Here is an 18,061-nt window from a genome sequence, read left to right as displayed (position 1 = left end):
CCCGATCGTGCCGGGCGGCGGCCCCGGATGGGCAGGGCCGCCGTCCGGACGGCGGGTGCTACTTGGCGGGTTCGGCGTGGGTGGTGGGGGTGTGGATGATGTCCACGTAGTTGCCCTCGGTGTCCTGCGACGGCACGCGGTAGGTGAACTCCGCGCCGGTCAGCGTGGTGATCTGCGAGTCGCGCTGGAAGAGTTCCTTGCCTGCATCGTCCTTGGCGACGATGTGGCGGGTCTTGCCGTCAGGGGTCACGCTCCAGTCGCCCTGCATCTTGGGGTTGTCATCCACGGTGTACATGGTGAAGGTGCCGTTGTCCTTGAAGTAGGCGAAGCCGACGAAGTTCGCGGCGCGCTCGTCGGCCAGTTCGACCTTGTTGCCGTCCTGGTCCACGGCGCCGGTGGTCTCCCACGCTGTCGAGGAAAGCACCTGGGATGGGGGCTGCGCGGCGGATTCGGTGGCCGCGGACCCTGTGGCGGCCGCGGAGGAATTGGTAGTGGTCGCCGGGCTGCTGCAGGCTGCCAGCAGGCCCACGGCCAGGGCGGCTGAGCCGATGGCGGTCAGGGTGCGGGTGAACGTGGAACGGTGCGTCATGGTGTTTCCTCTGGGCTGTGTGGAACATGGATTGCCTTCCCCCGAAGGGGATGGTTCCATCCTTCCCGCCGGCCCGTGACGCGGGCATCGGGTGGGCGGCCACCAAAAAATAGCCGATTGGGGGAGTGCCGGTTCGTGCGCCCGCCCCTGCCGCCCGGTTCTAGGCGGCGTCGTATTCGGCGAGCACCTTCTGTCCGATCTTGAACGCGGTGTTTGCCGCGGGCACCGAGCAGTAGATGGCCGACTGCAGGAAGACCTCCTTGATCTCCTCCGCGCTCATGCCGTTGCGCAGGGCTGCGTGCACGTGCATTTCCAGCTCCTCCCAGTAGCCGCCGGCGATCAGCGCGGTCAGCGTGATGGCGCTGCGGGTGCTGCGCGGCAGCCCGTCGCGGGTCCAGATGGTGCCCCAGGCGAAGCGGGTGATCATTTCCTGGAACTCGTCGGTGAAGTCGGTGGAGTTCGCGGTGGCGCGGGCGACGTGGTCGGTGCCGAGGACCTGTTTGCGGACCTCGAGTCCGGCATCGTACGTGTCGCCGGGCCGGCGCGGGGAATCGGTCATGCGGGGTTCTCCTGGGAAAAGTGGGCGGCGGGTGAAGGTGAAACGGCGGTGAAGAATTCAACGAGCAGGGCGGCGGTTGCCGCGGGGTCCTCGGCAGGGGCCAGGTGCGCGACGGATTCGATGACCGCGGCACGGGCGCCGGGTGCGTGCGCGGCGATGAACGCTGCATCGGCCGGCGGGCACACCGCATCATGGGCCCCGGCGATCGCCAGGATCGGGTCGTTCATGCCGCCGAGGGCCTCGCGCACGTCGAAGCCTCCCAGCGCGCCGCAGGCGTGGACGTAGGAGAAGCGGTCGGCGTCCTGCAAGTTGTGCAGCAGGTTGGTGGCGGCCACCGGGTGTGCCTCGATGAAGCCGGGGGCGAACCAGCGCTCGGCCGAGCCGGTCATCACCACGGGGGTGCCGGCCCTGGCGACGAGTTCGGCGCGCTCGGCCCAGCCCTCCGGGGTGCCGATCTTGGCCGCCGAGCAGATGACCGCCAGCCCGGCGAAGTTGCCCGGGAAGTCCGTGGCCAGCTGCAGCGCCGTGGCGCCGCCGATGGAAACGCCGGCATAGAGGAATGTTGAATCATCCGCGATGACGCCGTCGACGCGCAGTGCCCGGATCATCGAGATGACACCCGCGGCCAGCTCTCCCATGGAGAAGGGCTCGGTGGACGGCGCGGATTCCCCGTGGCCGGGCAGGTCCCAGGCCACGAGCTGGAAGTGGTCCCTGAGGTGGGGGACCGCCGGGCCCCAGAGCGCCAGGGCCGCGGTGCCCAGTGAGGGGCCCAGAATGAGCGTCGGCAATTGCGGTGCGGCGTGGAACAGGGACGGGGTCAGCACGGGGATGCTCATGATTCCTTCCAGGTGGTGAAGTCGGCGCAGATGCGGTTGATGATGCTGCCCGTGGCACCCAGGTATTCGCCGGGGTCAAGCAGCGAGTCCAGGCCGGCGTCGTAGAAGTCCCCGGCGGGCAGCGCGGCGCGCAACAGGGATCGCAGTGGTTCCCCGGTCTCCAGCGAGGAGCGCACCAGCGATTGGATCCGCTCCTTGCCCAGGCGTGGGGCCAGCACCGCAGAGATGCGTTCGGAGAGCAGCAGGTCCCCGGACAGTGACGTGTTCCGGGCCAGCGCGTCCGGGTGGACCCGCAGGCCCTCGGTGAGCGTTGCCGCGTGTGCGGTGGCGCCCCCGGCAAGCCGGAGCAGTTCGCGCAGGGCGGCCCATTCGGTGTGCCAGCCGCCGTCCGGGCGTTCGTCCACGGCGGTGCCGGCCGCCAGGAAGAGGGAAGACACCTGCGCCGGTGCGGCGAGTGCGGCGTTGCGCAGCAGCACCGAGAGCACGGGGTTCTGTTTCTGCGGCATGGCCGAGGAAACGCCGGTGCCCTCGCTTCGCGGTTCGGAGACCTCCGCGATCTCCGGGCGGGAGGCGGTGAGCACGTCGGCGCCCATGGAACCGAGTGCCGCGACGAGCGCGCCGAGCGTGGAACCGAGTTCCACCACAGGGGTGCGGTTGGTATGCCACGGTGCGACGGGGTCCGCGAGCCCGAGTTCTGCGGCAAGGTCCGTGGTGAGCGCGTGGACTTTCGCGTCGAGTTCGGCGCCCGTGGCCCGCGGGTGCAGTTCGCCGAGGTGCTGCTTCAGGGATGCCAGGGTGCCGGCGGCGCCGCCCCACTGCACGGGCAGGGAGAGCTGTTCGAGCCGGCGGGCGGATGCGGTGAGCGCGGCAAGCCAGTTCGCCGCACGCAGCCCGAACGTTGTGGGCAGCGCATGCTGGGTCAACGAGCGTGCGACGGCCGGGGTCATGGCGTGTTCTGTGGCCAGCCGGGCGAGCGCGGTGCCGGTGCGGCGCGCATCGGCTAGGACCAGCGTGCGGGTTCGGGCAGCCATCAGCTGCAGGGCACTGTCTATCACGTCCTGGCTGGTGGCCCCCCGGTGAAGTGCCGCGCTCGCCGAGGTCGGTGCTCCGGAAGGGGCAAGCTGCGTGCGCACCATGCCCAGCAGCGGGATCAGTGCGTTGGCGCCGTCAGGTACGCGTCGGGCCAGCGCGGCCGGGTCGTAGAGTTCGGCACGCGCGATCGCGGTGATGGCCGCGGCGTCCTGGCCGGTGCAGAGGCCGGCATTGGCCTGGACGCGCGCCCACGCGGCCTCGACATCCAGCATGGCCTGCACGAAGGCCGCGTCGGAGGCGGCTTCCGCGGCGGGCGTCGCGGACCAGACGGGGTTCAGGAGGCCGAAGTCGGGCTGCTGCATGGGGTGGGGTTGTCCCTTCGGTGGGGAGTGAGGTGGGGAACGTGTGGGGGATTGATGGGGTGGCTACGATTCTCGGGGGTAGGAGAGGAAGACCGTCTCGTGCTCTCCCTGCAGCGACACATCGAAGCGCAGCGACCCGTCGGACTCGCGGGTGGCGACCAGCGTCCGGCGTCGGTCCGCCGGCAGTGAGGCCAGCAGCGGGTCGTTGGCCAGCGCTTGCGTGTCCTCCGGCAGGTAGATGCGGGTGAACAGCCGGTTCAGCAGCCCGCGGGCGAAGACCGTGAGCATGATGAACGGGGCCTTGCCGGGCTCGGCGGCCCCGGGGTTCAGCGTGGTGAAGGTGTAGTGCCCGACGTTGTCCACCGCGGTGCGGCCCCAGCCGGTGAAGGTGTAGCCGTCGCGATCCAGCGAACCGTCCTGGGAGACGACGTTGCCGGCCTCGTCGGCCTGCCAGATTTCCACCAGGGCGTCGGGGATGACCGCGCCGTTCCCGTCTGTGACGACCCCGTGCAGGCGGATGGAACCGGGGCGGGCCTGGTTGACCAGCTCGTTGTCCTTCTCGAAGGGCAGCGCGTAGCCGTAGAACGGGCCGATGGTCTGCCCAGGGGTCGGGGTGAGCTTCAGTGCTGGGGCATTCGACATTAGTTCTCTCCCTCTTCGTCTTCCATCCAGGTGCGGTTGGACCCGGTGAGCACGATGTCCCAGTTGTAGCCGGTGGCCCATTCGTGGCTGGTGATTGAGTGGTCGTAGGTGGCCACCAAGCGGTCGCGGGCTTCCTGGTCCGTGATCGCCTGGTAGATGGGGTCCAGGGAGAACAGCGGGTCGCCCGGGAAGTACATCTGGGTGATCATGCGCTGGGTGAAGTCGGTGCCGAAGAGCGAGAAGTGGATGTGCGCCGGGCGCCAGGCGTTGTGGTGGTTCTTCCACGGGTACGGCGCCGGCTTGATGGTGGTGAAGCGGTACTCGCCGTTCGGCCCGGTGATGGCGCGGCCCACCCCGGTGAAGTTCGGGTCGATCGGTGCCGGGTGCTGGTCGCGTTTGTGGATGTAGCGGCCGGCGGCGTTGGCCTGCCAGATCTCGACCAGCTGCCCGGCGACCGGGCGGCCGTCGCCGTCGAGTACGCGCCCGGCCACCACGATGCGCTCGCCGATCGGGTCGCCGTGGTGCTGGATGGTCAAATCCGATTCCAGGGCGTGCACGTCGCGCTCGCCGAAGGCGGGGGAGTGCAGCTCGATGGTTTCCGGGTCCGTGTGGTGCAGCGACTTGGTGGGGTGGCGCAGCAGCGAGGAACGGTACGGTGCGAAGTCGATGCGCGGCTGCGTCTCGGCGCGCTTGCCGTCGATGACCGACTGGCGGTAGGCGGTGTGGATGTCGGCGATCTCGGCGCTGATGGACTCCTGCGAGTCGGCGGTTGCCGCGGGGTCAAGCGCGTGGGTGGTTTCGCGCGACTCGGGTGCGGCGCCGGCGGCCGTTTCGAGGGCGGTGTCGGTGTTCACGGACGGCTCCTTTCGGTGAAGTGTGTGGTGGGGCGGATGCGGTGCGGGGCCGGCGGGCCTCAGGAGTGCGGCCAGCCGGTGTAGGACTCGGCCAGGTATTGCTGCCCGAAGCGCGAGGAGGTCACTGTCTCAAGTTCGCCCAGCGCGCGCTTGGCCATGAACGGGTCCCCGCCCACCGGGGTGTGCAGCATGGAGGTCATCCAGTAGGAGAAGTTCTGTGCCTTCCACACGCGCTTGAGTGCGGTGTCCGAGTAGCCGTGCAACAGCGCGTCGTTCCGGGTGGCGTAGAAGGAGTCGATTGCCTCGAAGAGGACCTTGACGTCGGCGAAGGCGAGGTTCAGACCCTTGGCGCCGGTGGGCGGGACGGTGTGCCCGGCGTCGCCGACCAGGAAGAGCCGGCCGTGGGAGAGCGGTTCGCGCACGAACGAGCGGAACTTCAGCACGCTCTTGTCGAAGATCGGGCCGGTCTTGAGCTCGAAGCCGTCGGGCCCGTCGACGCGGCGCTGTAGTTCGGTCCAGATGCGGTCCTCGGACCAGTTGTTGGTGTCCTCGTTGGGGTCGCACTGGAAGTACATGCGCTGGACGGTTTCGGAACGCTGGGAGATCAGCGCGAATCCGTGCGGGGAGTTCGCGTAGATGAGTTCGGGTGCGGACTTCGGGGCCTCGGTGAGTATGCCGAACCAGGCGAACGGGTACTCGATGGTGAAGTCCTGCCGGTTGGTCTCCGGGATCTGCCGGCGGCAGGAGGAACGCGATCCGTCGGCGCCCACGAGCACGTCGCAGTGCACCTCGAACTCGGTGCCCGCGGCGTCGGTGAAGCGGAATTTCGGGGTGTCGGTCTCAAGGTCCAGCAGCTCGGTGACCTCTGCGGAGAAACGCACGTCGCCGCCGTCGCGCTCGCGGGCCGCGGCCAGGTCGACGAAGACCTCGTTCTGGGCGTAGAGCGTGACGGTGGCGTCCACCAGTTCGGTGAAGTCCAGCGGGTGCGATTCGCCGTTGAAGCGAAGGTCGATCCCGGCGTGCTCGTCGCCGTGGGAGAGCACGCGGCCGTTGACATCGGATCCGGCCAGCATCTGCACGGCCTGCGCTTCGAGGATGCCGGCCCGGTGGGTGTTGCGGATCGTCTCGTGGTCGCGCATTTCCACGACCAGGTTCTCGATCCCGGTCTTGGCGAGCAGGTGGGAGAGCATCAGGCCGGCGGGGCCGCCGCCGACGATGCCGACCTGGGTCTTGAGGATGGTGCGGGCAGCGGTCATGGAGGGCCGGTCCTTGGTTCTGGGCGGGAATCGGAAATCTCGAACCAGTGTGTGGTGGCGACCACCTCGAACGCGCGCAGGTTCTTATTGATTGATAATTCCGTGAATGGATGGTGCTTGGGGTCGCAACCTGAGCCCGGCAACGTTCTCCACAGGATCGCGGGCCGCGCCATCCTGCGGGACGTGAGGGAGGATAGGCTGGCGGCCATGTCAACAAACGGTTCCCCCGTTCCCGACGGCTACGCCCAATTCCTCACCGACCTGAAGCACCACGTCCGCTCGGCGCGCGTGCAGGCCCAACGGATCGTGAACACCGCCCTCATCGACCTGTACTGGAATATTGGGAACCGGATCCTGGCAGAGCAGGAACGCCAAGGGTGGGGAAGTTCCGTCATCACCAGACTCGCGGAGGACCTGCGTCGGGAGTTTCCGGAGATGACAGGGCTGTCCCGCAGCAACCTGCAGTACATGCGCGCGTTTGCAGCCGCCTGGCCGGACTGGGACCCAAATGTCCCACAGCCTGTGGGACATTTGCCGTGGGGACACATCCGGGTCCTGCTGGACAAGAACCTCGCCCTGAGTTCCCGCGATTGGTACGCCGGTGCGGCCGTGGAACACGGCTGGTCCCGGAACGTCCTGATGAACATGATCATGAACAACACGCTCGAACGGACCGGTGCTGCGCCGTCCAACTTCGAGCGACACCTCGCAAGACCGGAGCCGGAACTGGTGCAGCAAATGGCCAAGGACCCCTATGCCCTGGAATTTTTGGGCCTCGCCGGGGCGGTTGACGAGCGGGACCTCGAGCAAGCCCTCATGGACCGCATCGTGGAGACCCTGCGCGAACTCGGCCCCGGATTCGCGTTCGTCGGCCGGCAGGTCCATTTCGAGGTGGACGGTGATGACTTCCATCTCGACTTGCTGTTCTTCCACGTGGAGCAGCTGCGCTATGTGGTCATCGAGCTCAAGACCGGGAAGTTCCAACCCGAGTTCGCAGGCAAGCTCCAGTTCTACATCGCCCTGGTCGATGACCAGCTGCGCCGGGCTGCCCATGCGCCAACCGTGGGTATCCTGATCTGCGGCAGCCGCAACGAGCGCACGGTCAGGTATGCGCTGAACCAGTCCAACACCCCATGGCCGTTTCCACCTATACCTACGAGACGCTGCCTGCCGCGGAGCAACAGGCACTCCCCGACGCCGAGGATCTCGCCGCAGCCTTGGACGGGACGGAAGCGACTCCGGGTTCCGCCACGAATCCAACATCGACTCAGTAGGAAACGCTGCAACTCGACGGAACTCGCGCTGGGAGCTTTTTAGGGCTTGAAGAATCATGCACCGCTACACAAGAGTTGAATGTACGATCCGGACATTTGCCCACTTCATGGGCGTTTTTCCTTTGTGGTCAAGATGCCGGCCTATGTAAGTTGACGAATGCCTGAACCTCGAAAGTGCGGTTTCGAAAGCTCCACCAGGTCGTTGCGCCGGTACATGGTCTCTATTGGTTGTGGTGCGGCGGGCTGTGCCCCGCGAATTAGTTGCCCGTGCCCTGGCCCAGCGCGCGTGCGATGCCGCGGGCCGCTGTGCGCAGCGCCATGACCGCCGCAGGCAGGATTTCCGAACCGCGAGGAACCACCACGGACAACACCGCGATCGCGTGGCCGCGGGAATCGAGGATCGGAACGGCCGCGCCCGTCGATTCCGTGTCGATGAATCCGTCGAACGTCGCATAGCCATGCCGGCGGATCTCGGCCAATTCGTGGCGCAGCTGCGGGTGGGTGGCGTTCATTGTCGCGGCATGCCGCTCGAGGAAGCCCTCGAGCACCGGTGCGGGGGAGAACGCCAGCAGGGCCATGCCCATGGAGGTGCGGTGCACCGGCATGCGGCCCGCCACGTTGGCCTGGTTGACCACGGCGCCGGGACGGGAAAGCCGCTCGATGACCAGGACCTCATCCTCGTGCAGCAACGCCAGCTGGGTGTTGTGGCCCACCAGTTGGTTCACATCCTCCATGAAGGGCAGTGCCGCCCGGCGCAGGTCCAGAGTTGCCGCGCTGCGGTTCGCCAGTTCCCACAACCGCACGCCCAGCCGCACCTGCCGGTCGGCGTCGCGGGCCAGCAGGCCGTGGGCCACGAGGTCATCGACGAGTCGGTAGGCGGTGGCCTGCGGGACATCCGCACGGTGCGCGAGGTCGCCCACCGACAGGGTCGGGTTGCGGGCGTCGAAGGAGTCGAGGATCCGCACCAGGCGGTCAAGCATCGAGTCCCCGCTGGGGGAATTGGCCATGGATCCACTGTAGGGCAAGCGAAAATGCGGTCGGGGAATGCGGGGGTTCAGCGCCTGGGGATGCCGTCCCGACCGGTTCGTGAGCGGTGCCGCCGGACGGCTGCGCGGTTGGCGCAACGCACCGAGCAATAGCGTTGCCGGCCGTTGCGGGTGACGTCGACGACGACGGCCCTGCAGGGATCGCCGGGTTCCTCTCCGGCCGCGCAGCGGCCCAGCCGGTGCATGCCCCGGGTGGTCAGGTGCAGGGCGGTGCCGACGCTGAAGATGGCGCGGAAAACGTGCGACAAGCTTTGGTTTGTGTCGCGGTAGTGCAGGTGCCATCCCTCGTCGTCGTGGTCGACCAGACGGGGGTAGGCCGCGGCAGCGGCCATCTGTTGGTTCAGGAGGGCCGCGCGCTCCTGCGGGTCCGTGGCGTCGACGACGCGCAGCCAGTCCTCGAGCACGAGGCGGACCAGTTCATGGTCATCGGGGGCGGGGACGAAGTCCATGGTCATCCCGAAGTCGCGCGCCCGTTCCTCGATGCCGTCGCGGTCCGCGGGCATGTCGTTGGCCAGCGATGCCGCGAGCAGCACCGCGTACTCTCCGTAAGGGTTGAGATGCATAAGGCCATTACAGCAGAGTGGGTCGCATGATGCATACAACCACCGGAAACACCGTCCAGCCCGCCGCGGAACAGGCCCTCCATGAGCACGCCTGGGTGCTCGAATCCGCGCACAACACTTCCGAGGGGCGAGTGCTCTACGTGCGCTGCGCCAGGGAATGCGGGGCCCGCCGCATCGACCTGCAGGGCGTGCGGGACATCGTGCCGAGTGCCGCGAGCATCGCGCTCCCGAGCCGGCGGGGCGTGCCCGGGGGAGTCCGGGCCGTCGAGGGCGGCCTCCCGGGAAACCCTTGAATCCCCTTCGCTCCTGCTGATAAAGTTCATTCAGTGAACGCAAGTTCACGATGCGAACACTTTTGATCAGGAAGTCGGACCCCACACCATGCAGCAGGCGTACCTCTACGACGCGATCCGCACGCCCTTCGGCAAGATCGGCGGAAGCCTCTCCGCGCATCGCCCCGACGACCTTGCGGCCCACGTGGTCCGCGAACTCGTGGCCCGCGCCCCGGAGCTGGACCCGGCCACCATCGACGAATCGATCTTCGGCAACGCCAACGGTGCCGGCGAGGAAAACCGCAACGTCGCCCGCATGGCCACCCTGCTGGCCGGCCTGCCGACCTCGCTCCCCGGCACCACCATGAACCGCCTGTGCGGCTCCTCGCTGGATGCCGCCATCGCCGCCGCCCGCCAGGTCAACGTGCGGGACGCGGACCTGGTGCTTGTCGGCGGAGTCGAATCCATGAGCCGCGCCCCGTGGGTGCTGCCCAAGACCGACCGTCCCTTCCCGATGGCCAACCTGGAGCTGGCGAACACCACACTGGGGTGGCGCCTGGTCAACCCCGCAATGCCTGCGCAGTGGACGGTGTCCCTGGGCGAAGCCACCGAACAGCTGCGCGAGAAATACGGGATCAACCGCGAGGACCAGGACCGGTTCGCCGCGTTGTCGCACCGCCTGGCGGCGGAGGCTTGGGACAATGACAAGTACAACGACCTCGTGGTCGCCGTGCCGCCGTCCGGCAAGCGCGGCGCCGAGACCGCCAGGGACGAGACAATCCGCCCCGATTCCACGGCCGGAACGCTGGCCGGCTTGCGCACCGTCTTCCGCGACGCGGCCACCGGAACCGTGACGGCAGGCAACGCCTCGCCGATGTCCGACGGTGCCTCGGCGGCCTTCATCGGTTCCGAGCGAGGGGGCGAGCTGCTGGGTGCTGCGCCGATTGCGCGCATCGCGGGCCGGGCCGCATCGGCCCTGGACCCACAGTTCTTCGGCTTCGCCCCGGTGGACGCCGCAAACAAGGCGCTGGCCAAGGCCGGAATTGGCTGGTCCGACGTTGCGGCGGTGGAGCTCAACGAGGCCTTCGCCGCACAATCACTGGCCTGCATCCGCGCCTGGGACATCGACCCGGCCATCGTCAACGCCTGGGGCGGTGCCATCGCCATCGGCCACCCGCTGGGGGCCTCCGGGCTGCGCATCCTGGGCACACTGGCCCGCCGGCTGCAGGAAGGCAACCAGCGTTGGGGCGTCGCGGCGATCTGCATCGGCGTCGGCCAGGGCCTGGCCGTCGTGCTGGAAAACCCGAACGCCACCCACTGACCTGCAAGCCATAAGAGGCATGGGGGATTTGAACCCCCGAGGGAGCACAGGACGAGACTTCAGAAAACTTAGGAGAGCACCCATTATGGCACCACGCATTGCCGCCACCGCCGCCGAGGCTGTGGAGAACATCCACGACGGCGCGACAGTCCTGATCGGCGGGTTCGGCAACGCCGGCCAGCCGATGGAGCTCATCGACGCGCTGCTGGCCCACGGCGCCACGGACCTCACGGTCGTGAACAACAACGCCGGCCAAGCGGACGCCGGGCTTGCCCTGCTGATCAAGGAACGCCGCGTCAAGAAGGTCATCTGCTCCTTCCCTCGCCAGTCCGATTCCTGGCACTTCGATACGGCCTACCGCGCCGGGGAGATCGAGCTCGAGCTGGTCCCGCAGGGCAACTTGGCCGAACGCATCCGTGCCGCCGGTGCCGGCATCGGCGGGTTCTTCACGCCCACCGGGTACGGGACCGAGCTGGCCCGGGGCAAGGAAACCCGCGTGATCGACGGGCGCGGCTACGTGCTCGAACCCCCCCTCCACGCCGACTTCGCGCTCATCAAGGCGCTGCGCGCCGACACCCGCGGCAACCTTGAATACCGCAAGACCGCCCGCAACTTCGGCCCCATCATGGCCGCCGCCGCCCGGCAGGCAATCGTCCAGGTCGACGACGTCGTTCCCGCCGGCGGCATCGACCCGGAGGTCGTGGTGACCCCCGGCATCTACGTCAACACCCTCGTCGCACTCGGAGGCAACAACTGATGGACACCGAAACCACCACCTTCACCGCCACGGCATTCACCACGACGGCCGCGCCACTGACCCGCGACGAACTTGCCGCGATGGTCGCCGCCGACATCCCGGTCGGCGCTTTCGTGAACCTGGGCATCGGGCAGCCGACGAACGTCTCCAACTTCCTGGATGCCGGGCAGGACGTCACCCTGCATACCGAGAACGGCATGCTGGGCATGGGCCCGGTGGCCTCGGGGGACGAGGTCGACGGAGACCTGATCAATGCCGGAAAGATCCCCGTCACCGAGCTGCCCGGCGCCAGCTACTTCCACCATGCCGATTCCTTCGCGATGATGCGCGGCGGCCACCTTGATGTCTGCGTGCTCGGCGCGTTCCAGGTCTCGGGATCCGGCGACCTGGCCAACTGGCACACCGGGGCACCCGGGGCCATCCCGGCCGTGGGCGGGGCCATGGACCTGGCCATCGGCGCCAAGGCCACCTGGGTCATGATGTCGCTGTTCACCCGGGACGGCGCGTCGAAGCTGGTCGGGGAGCTCAGCTACCCGGTCACCGGCCTGGGCTGCGTCTCGCGCATCTACACCGAGTCGGCGGTCTTCGAACTCGCCGACGGTACGGTGTTCGTGCGTTCCGCCCACGGGATCCCCTTCGAGGAGCTGGCAGCCCGCCTGCCGGTTGACCTCGTTCGCGGCATCCGGCGGTAGATTTGATGGGGTGCGGCAGCCGCGGGACACCCGGCCCGCCGCCCGCCCGCACCACGGAGCCGTCCGCGGGCCAAGCCAACACGACACATACAGGGGAGCCGCACGCGATGAGCCAGGATGCAGGAACCACAGCCGCCGGCGGCTCCACCTCGGTCCAGTCCCTGGCCCGCGGGCTCGAGGTGATCACCTCGTTCGACGCCGAGCACCCCTCCATGACGCTCTCCGAGGTCGCCAAGCGCACCGGGCTCTCGCGCGCCACGGCCCGCCGCTTCCTGCTCACCCTGCAGGAGCTCGGCTACGTGCGCGGCGACGGCAAGTTCTTCGAGCTCACCAGCAAGGTCCTGCAGCTGGGGTACTCGTACCTTTCCAGCGCCACGCTGCCCCAGTTGATGGAACCGGTGCTCGAGGACCTCTCCACGGAAGTGCACGAGTCGGCTTCCGCGTCGGTCCTGGACGGGCGAGACATCCTCTACATTGCCCGCGTCCACACCCGCTCGATCATGCGCGTGGGCATCTCGGTGGGCACCCGCTTCCCGGCCGCGAACACGTCCATGGGGCGGGTGTTGCTGGCCTACCAGGCGCCCGGGGTGCTTGATGCCCTGCTGGCCGACGGGGTGCACCCGGCCACCGGCCTGGGCATCGACAACGTGGCGGACCTGCGCGCGGAGCTGGAAAAGGTCCGCGCGCTGGGCCATGCGATAGTCGACCAGGAACTGGAGATCGGCCTGCGCTCGGTCGCGGTGCCGGTGTTCAACGCGGACGGCAGCATCGCCGCGGCCATGAATGTGTCCATGGGCGTGCGCCAGCAGGCCCCGGTCGGTGCCGAGGAAGCCGCACGGGAAGTGCTTCCGGCGCTCCTGCGCGCCGCCGCCCAGGTGCAGGAAGCGCTGGCCGCGAGCCGTTAGGCGCTGCCCAGCGGCAGTCGCGCGCGCCGGTCGGAGAACGGGGTGCCGGTGATCTTCCGCGCGGCCGCGAACCGTGCCGGTGCCGGCCGGCTGCCGTCGACGAGGTCGGCGAGGATCCGCCCGACCACCGGCGTGAACTTGAAGCCATGCCCGGAGAAACCGGCGCCGAAGACCACCGGGCCCACGCGGTCCAGGATGAAGTCCTCGTCCTCGGTGTTGGTGTAGGTGCAGCTGATTTCCGTGAAGGAATCGGCGTCCACACCCGGCAGCCAGGTGCGCGCGTAGTCCTGCAGCGCGCGGCGTTGGGCCGGCTCGGAGGCGAAGCTTCGCCGGTCGGGGTCGGTAACGGCGCCGGTTCCGTGCCAGCCGGCCTTGATGCCCTCGCCCGGGGTGAGCATTCCGTAGACGGGGGAGTAGGCGTTCTCGAATCCCGGGGAGCCGGGAACCAGCGTGTGGTTGAAGCCGGGCCACACGGCGCCGGGATCCGCCGGGGCGAAGTGCAGCGGCTGCTCCTGTGTGACGGTCAGCGACGGCATGGATATGAAATCTCCTAGTAGATTTGTCGTCCATGCGCCTGCCGTGACGACAACGCGCCGCGCGTCGACGGTCTCGGTCCCCGCCGCGGATTCAAGCACCAACCGGACCTCGTCGTCGCCGCGGACCTGGAGCTCCACCAGCCGGACGCCGTGCCTGATCTCCGCCCCGGCCCCGTGCGCCACCTGCTGGAAGCCCGGCAGCGCCAGCTCGGGGTTCAGCTGCCCGCCGTCGGGCAGGTGCAGTGCCGGGCCATCGAACCTGATGCCGCGCCAGCGCTCGGAAGCCTCCGCCGCGGAAACCTCCTCCGCGCGGATGCCCACCGCAGCCAGTGCGCGCAGCGTACGGGTCTGGGCCGCGGGGTCGCCGTGGTTGACGGTTCCGGTGCGGGCCACCTGCTCGGTGCCGCTCTGTTCGCCCAGCAGCGCCCACAGCTCCAGCGCCTCGGCCAGCATCGCCACGTAGGTGGGCTCCGCATAGCCGAGGTTCAGGTTGCGCGTGGTGCCATGGGAGGCACCGAGTGCGTGCCCGGGTTCGAACTGCTCCAGCAGCATGACCTCGCGACCTCGCCCCGCCAGCGCCCAGGCTGCCGCCGAACCCATCGCCCCGCCGCCGACGACGACCGTATCCATCCGTGCAACCATGATCCGTTTGCCCCTTCACCGCGTTTCCGACGAGTCTATCCGGGGCCCTCCGGGCACGGGCGGCGTGTGACGCTTCGTATTACGGGCCCTTCGGACCTGCGGTGGTTGCGGGTCTCGCCGTGGACTTTCGGGGCGCAATTCATCAGTTGGTGATGATCCGTCCAGGCGTGTGACAAGGCAGGCTCGAATGCAGCGGCCGCAACGTAGGAGTGGAACGATGACCAGCAACGGGATCCGGGGCGCGTCACCCGAACAATTGTGGGTGCGCCTGCCGGGAGGGCGTTTTTCAATGGGCTCCTACGACTTCTACCCTGACGAAGCCCCGGTGCACCAGCGAACGCTCGCGCCGTTCGATATGATGCGCGGGCCGGTGACGAACGCCCAGTATGGCGTCTTTGTCGGGGAAACCGGCTACGTGACACTCGCCGAGCGTGGGCTCGACGAGGCTGCCTTTGCGCACCTGCCTGCAGAGGAACGTGGTCCCGGGTCGTTGGTCTTCGTGCCAACCGGAGGCCCCGTGGACCTCCGTGACTGGCGCGCCTGGTGGGCATGGGTCCCCGGTGCGCAATGGCGGCATCCGCTCGGTCCCGACAGCGATCTGACCGGCAAGGAGAACCACCCGGTGGTGCAGATCGCCCACGGGGACGCGCTCGCCTACGCGCGGTGGCTCGGTGCCCGGCTTCCCACCGAGGCGGAACACGAATTCGCGGCAGGCGGTGGGCTTGCGCCGAATCCCTATGCCTGGGGCAGGGACCGGGACCCCGCGGGGGTGGCGATGGCCAACACCTGGCACGGGCGGTTTCCCTACCTGAACTCGGGGGCCGGGGGTTGGGTCGGCACCTCCCCGGTGGGGGCGTTTCCGCCGAACGGGTTCGGCCTTGAGGACTGCATCGGAAACGTGTGGGAGTGGACCGGCGACCACTACACCGAATCGCATGCGCTGGCAGCGGGTGTCGAATGGTCGCGGGGAGTCGAACCCGGAGGTGTCCACGGCGGCCTGGGGGCGGAAGACAACGCCGGAAGCGGTGTTCCCCGGCGTGTCCTCAAGGGCGGATCGCACCTTTCCGCCCCGGAGTATTGCCTGCGCTACCGGCCCGCGGCGCGCTGGGCCCAGGCGGAGGACTCCGCCACGAACCACATAGGGTTTCGCTGCGTTCGGGACCTCTGCTGACGTGGCGGCCCGGGACCGGGTAAAAGTACATATTCTGGAGAAAGTCGGAGTGTTTGCTGGGTAGCTCCCACTCAACCGGCTTTTTCCTTGTAGGCTCTGCCTCATGGACGCATCCCCCATCACGGACTGGGCCCCACAACCCTGGTTCCTGGTCTCGGCGCCGCGCACCAGTGCCATGATGCCGAGGCGAGCGCGGATTGAGGCGTTGCTCGACGATTTGTCGTCCCGCCATCCCGTCACCCTCGTGGCAGCGCCATCCGGGTACGCAAAGACCTCGGCGCTTGCCGCGTGGGCGCAGCATGGTGCCTCGCCCAAGGCGTGGCTGACGCTGACCCCTGCCAGCGGGGCCGGCGACGAGCAACTGCTCCATGGGCTGATCAGCGCCCTTCACAGGATCGCCCCGGACACCGATGTCCGCGACTCGATGGCCATCGGAGCGCTTCGTCCCGACCCGGCCGGAACCGAGGCCACTGTCGAACGGATCGCCGTGATGGCCATGTCACTGACGGAACCGTTGGTGGTGGTCATTGACGACGCGCACCACGGCGGGCAGGGATTGGCCGAAGGGCCGTTGGGCATCCTTGCCGAGCACTGCGGCGGGATGCTGCGTTTCGTGCTCTCCGGCGCCGTTGACCTGGCAACCTGGTTCAACCGATTCCTTGCAGCGGGCATTGCCGGGCGCCTGGGTCCCGCGGAGCTCGCACTCACTGCCGAAGACATCGCAGCCGAAATGGCCGAGGGGCGGAAACCAACCGCTGCCGAGTACGAAGCATCCGAGAAGATCCACGCCGACACCGGAGGATGGCCGGTCGCCGTCCAAGTGACGCGGATGGGATCCGGCCACGGGAGCCTGGCGAATGCCGAGGCCGGCGAGGTGCTGACCGAGTATGTGGAATCCTCTGTGTTGGGCCGGCTGCGGCCCGAACTTGCAGATTTCATCCTTGCCGCGACCACCTGCCAACACCTCGACAGCAACCTGGCCATGGCCCTGACCGGGAACCGGGACAGCGCCGCATTGCTTGAGGAATGCGCGCGACAGGGCATCTTCGTTGACCGCTACGTACGGGAGGACGCCACCACCGTTTACCGGTGGCAACACCGTTTCGCCAAGCAATGCCGCATCCTGCTGGGCCGGACCGACGCCGCGCGTGCGCGCACCCTGAACCGCGCGGCGGCCGCGGCACTTGCCGAAAGCTACCCACTGGAGGCGATCAAGCACGCCATGGCCGGTGGGGAGCGCGAGTTGGCGATGGGCATCCTGCGGGGCGCCTGGCTGAGGATCGTTATCGAATCCGGGGCGGCGGCGCTGCATGCGCTGTGCCTGCGCCTGGACACCGAAATGGGTCCCTGCCCCGAGGTGCTTCTGGTGCGCGCCTGCTGCCTCGACGCGATGGGCGACACCCAGGGTTCCGCGCTGCTGCTGGAGCGGGCGCGCACTGCCGACCGGGAAGCGGATCCGGGCAAACGCGCACCGGCGGGGACATGGGCCTTCGCCGAACTGTTTCTGTCGCACGACCAGCAGGAACTTGCCGCGGCATCCGACGCCGCGCAGACTGCCATGCGGGAGGAACACGTTGATTCCGTCTCGCACGCCTACCGGCAGTTCTACGTTGGTTGGACGGAGCTGCGCCTGCGGCGCAATCCCGCGGAGGCCGTCAGGCAGCTGCGCACGGCCCTGCGCGACTCGGAGAACGCCGGGCTGAAGACCCTGGCTTCCCGGGTCCGGGCAAACCTCGTCTTTGCGCTGGCCTTCGGCGGAAACCTGACGGCGGCCCGGACGTTGATGGACTCCTCCGGCGATGCCCTGCCGCAGGAACCGGGCACCGAGTGGACCCACTACGACGGCGGGATCGAGATCTTCGCGCGCGGCTACACGGACTACTGGCAGGACCGGATCCCCGAAGCCAAACGCTCTTTCCAGGAACTGGCCCGGCGCGGTGGGCACCGGAATTCCTATACCGCGCTGGCCCGCGTGTACCTGGCCCTGTGCGCCGCGGCCACCGGGAACGCGCTCGAGATCAGTGAGGCGGAGACGCACCTGGACGGCATCGGCCGGTGCACGGTGCACGGGGTGCCCTGGGACATCTACGGAACGCTGGCCGCGGCGAGCCTGCGCGTCGCGGCGGGGGACGAAGCGGCCGGGCTGGCCCTGCTGGCCGGGATCCACGCGCACCTGAACATCCCGGTGGTCCTTGTCCACAGCGCCGAGCTCCACCGGCTGGCCGGGAAGCACACCGAGGCCATGGCGATGCTCGCCGGCATTGAACAGCCGGCCATGGTCTCCTACGTGGCAGCCAGCGCCCTGGTGACCTCCGCCGTCATCCTGCGCGAGAGCGGGGACCGCGAGGAAGCGCACCGCCGCCTGGAAAAGGCCCTTGACGTGGCAGTCCCGCAATCGATAGGCAGGCCGTTCGCCGGAACCGACGAGGGCCTTGCCGGGTTGCTGACAGAGCACGCGGCGTGGGGCACGGCGCACGAGGGGTTCCTGGCGGCGCGGATCGCCCACGCCGACGAGGGCGTCTCCCGGCACTCGATCCTCGGCTCCCGGCTGACCTCCCGCGAACTGGAGATCTTCGGCTACCTGCGCACCACCATGACGGCCGAGGAGATCGCCGCGGCGCTGTTCGTCTCGGTGAACACCGTGCGGACCCACCAGCGCTCGATCTACCGCAAGCTGGGGGTCGGCACCCGCCGCGAGGCCATCAAGTTCAGGCCCTGAGCAACGGCGCCGGCCACCGGCGGCCCGGCGGGG

The 18,061-nt window shown here is 68.5% G+C and carries 18 protein-coding genes; 8 read left to right on the top strand and 10 right to left on the bottom strand.

Annotation, left to right across the window (positions count from 1 at the left end):
- Positions 1 to 58 precede the first annotated feature (58 nt).
- The 7 genes from ACSYDW_RS06300 to ACSYDW_RS06270 all read right to left on the bottom strand — a co-directional run bounded on the left by ACSYDW_RS06300 (position 59) and on the right by ACSYDW_RS06270 (position 6,130).
- Positions 59 to 589: a DUF4822 domain-containing protein gene (locus ACSYDW_RS06300; RefSeq protein WP_438337856.1), complete on the bottom strand. Its 531-nt coding sequence runs from the start codon at positions 587 to 589 to the stop codon at positions 59 to 61.
- A 160-nt stretch (positions 590 to 749) separates the two neighbouring features.
- A complete protein-coding gene (pcaC, locus tag ACSYDW_RS06295; protein ID WP_438337855.1) occupies positions 750 to 1,148 on the bottom strand; it encodes a 4-carboxymuconolactone decarboxylase in 399 nt (132 codons plus the stop codon).
- The gene (locus ACSYDW_RS06290) at positions 1,145 to 1,984 is read right to left on the bottom strand and encodes an alpha/beta fold hydrolase (protein WP_438337854.1); all 840 of its coding nucleotides are present in this window, start codon (positions 1,982 to 1,984) and stop codon (positions 1,145 to 1,147) included. The genes pcaC and ACSYDW_RS06290 overlap by 4 nt, the downstream gene beginning before the upstream one ends.
- Positions 1,981 to 3,378: a lyase family protein gene (locus tag ACSYDW_RS06285; protein WP_438337853.1), complete on the bottom strand. Its 1,398-nt coding sequence runs from the start codon at positions 3,376 to 3,378 to the stop codon at positions 1,981 to 1,983. The genes ACSYDW_RS06290 and ACSYDW_RS06285 overlap by 4 nt, the downstream gene beginning before the upstream one ends.
- A 63-nt stretch (positions 3,379 to 3,441) precedes the next feature.
- Positions 3,442 to 4,020, bottom strand: a complete 579-nt coding sequence (pcaG, locus tag ACSYDW_RS06280) for a protocatechuate 3,4-dioxygenase subunit alpha (protein ID WP_438337852.1) — start codon at positions 4,018 to 4,020, stop codon at positions 3,442 to 3,444.
- Entirely contained in the window at positions 4,020 to 4,769 is a 750-nt protein-coding gene (pcaH, locus tag ACSYDW_RS06275; protein WP_438337954.1) for a protocatechuate 3,4-dioxygenase subunit beta, read from the bottom strand. Before pcaH ends, pcaG begins: the two co-directional genes overlap by 1 nt.
- A 164-nt stretch (positions 4,770 to 4,933) precedes the next feature.
- Entirely contained in the window at positions 4,934 to 6,130 is a 1,197-nt protein-coding gene (locus ACSYDW_RS06270; protein ID WP_438337851.1) for a 4-hydroxybenzoate 3-monooxygenase, read from the bottom strand.
- 207 nt (positions 6,131 to 6,337) lie between these two features.
- Here ACSYDW_RS06270 and ACSYDW_RS06265 point away from each other — a divergent pair, with 207 nt between their 5' ends.
- On the top strand, positions 6,338 to 7,447 hold the full coding sequence (locus ACSYDW_RS06265) for a PDDEXK nuclease domain-containing protein (RefSeq protein ID WP_438337850.1): 1,110 nt from the start codon (positions 6,338 to 6,340) through the stop codon (positions 7,445 to 7,447).
- 214 nt (positions 7,448 to 7,661) lie between these two features.
- Here ACSYDW_RS06265 and ACSYDW_RS06260 read toward each other — a convergent pair whose 3' ends face one another.
- Both ACSYDW_RS06260 and ACSYDW_RS06255 read right to left on the bottom strand, forming a co-directional pair.
- Positions 7,662 to 8,411, bottom strand: a complete 750-nt coding sequence (locus ACSYDW_RS06260; RefSeq protein ID WP_438337849.1) for an IclR family transcriptional regulator — start codon at positions 8,409 to 8,411, stop codon at positions 7,662 to 7,664.
- Between the two features lie 47 nt (positions 8,412 to 8,458).
- Positions 8,459 to 9,013: a CGNR zinc finger domain-containing protein gene (locus ACSYDW_RS06255; RefSeq protein WP_438337848.1), complete on the bottom strand. Its 555-nt coding sequence runs from the start codon at positions 9,011 to 9,013 to the stop codon at positions 8,459 to 8,461.
- 26 nt (positions 9,014 to 9,039) lie between these two features.
- On the opposite strand from ACSYDW_RS06255, the gene ACSYDW_RS06250 reads away from it, so the two are divergent.
- The 5 genes from ACSYDW_RS06250 (at position 9,040) to ACSYDW_RS06230 (ending at position 12,960) form a co-directional block, all read left to right on the top strand.
- Positions 9,040 to 9,306: a hypothetical protein gene (locus ACSYDW_RS06250; RefSeq protein ID WP_438337847.1), complete on the top strand. Its 267-nt coding sequence runs from the start codon at positions 9,040 to 9,042 to the stop codon at positions 9,304 to 9,306.
- An 88-nt stretch (positions 9,307 to 9,394) separates the two neighbouring features.
- Positions 9,395 to 10,606: a thiolase family protein gene (locus ACSYDW_RS06245; protein WP_438337846.1), complete on the top strand. Its 1,212-nt coding sequence runs from the start codon at positions 9,395 to 9,397 to the stop codon at positions 10,604 to 10,606.
- A gap of 85 nt (positions 10,607 to 10,691) precedes the next feature.
- The gene (locus tag ACSYDW_RS06240; protein ID WP_438337845.1) at positions 10,692 to 11,363 is read left to right on the top strand and encodes a 3-oxoacid CoA-transferase subunit A; all 672 of its coding nucleotides are present in this window, start codon (positions 10,692 to 10,694) and stop codon (positions 11,361 to 11,363) included.
- Positions 11,363 to 12,055, top strand: a complete 693-nt coding sequence (locus tag ACSYDW_RS06235; RefSeq protein WP_438337844.1) for a CoA-transferase — start codon at positions 11,363 to 11,365, stop codon at positions 12,053 to 12,055. Before ACSYDW_RS06240 ends, ACSYDW_RS06235 begins: the two co-directional genes overlap by 1 nt.
- Before the next feature lie 107 nt (positions 12,056 to 12,162).
- A complete protein-coding gene (locus tag ACSYDW_RS06230; protein ID WP_438337843.1) occupies positions 12,163 to 12,960 on the top strand; it encodes an IclR family transcriptional regulator domain-containing protein in 798 nt (265 codons plus the stop codon).
- Here the strand turns inward: ACSYDW_RS06230 and ACSYDW_RS06225 are convergent.
- Entirely contained in the window at positions 12,957 to 14,138 is a 1,182-nt protein-coding gene (locus tag ACSYDW_RS06225; protein ID WP_438337842.1) for an FAD-dependent oxidoreductase, read from the bottom strand. The genes ACSYDW_RS06230 and ACSYDW_RS06225 overlap by 4 nt on opposite strands.
- A gap of 217 nt (positions 14,139 to 14,355) precedes the next feature.
- Between ACSYDW_RS06225 and ACSYDW_RS06220 the strand changes: the two genes are divergently transcribed.
- Entirely contained in the window at positions 14,356 to 15,309 is a 954-nt protein-coding gene (locus ACSYDW_RS06220; protein WP_438337841.1) for a formylglycine-generating enzyme family protein, read from the top strand.
- Between the two features lie 103 nt (positions 15,310 to 15,412).
- The gene (locus ACSYDW_RS06215) at positions 15,413 to 18,028 is read left to right on the top strand and encodes a LuxR C-terminal-related transcriptional regulator (protein ID WP_438337840.1); all 2,616 of its coding nucleotides are present in this window, start codon (positions 15,413 to 15,415) and stop codon (positions 18,026 to 18,028) included.
- Positions 18,029 to 18,061: the final 33 nt, after the last annotated feature.

Source organism: Paeniglutamicibacter selenitireducens, assembly GCF_051550675.1.
Lineage (GTDB): Bacteria > Actinomycetota > Actinomycetes > Actinomycetales > Micrococcaceae > Paeniglutamicibacter.
The sequence above is the reverse complement of the archived record's forward strand: the minus strand, read 5'-3'. Positions and strand labels throughout refer to the sequence as shown.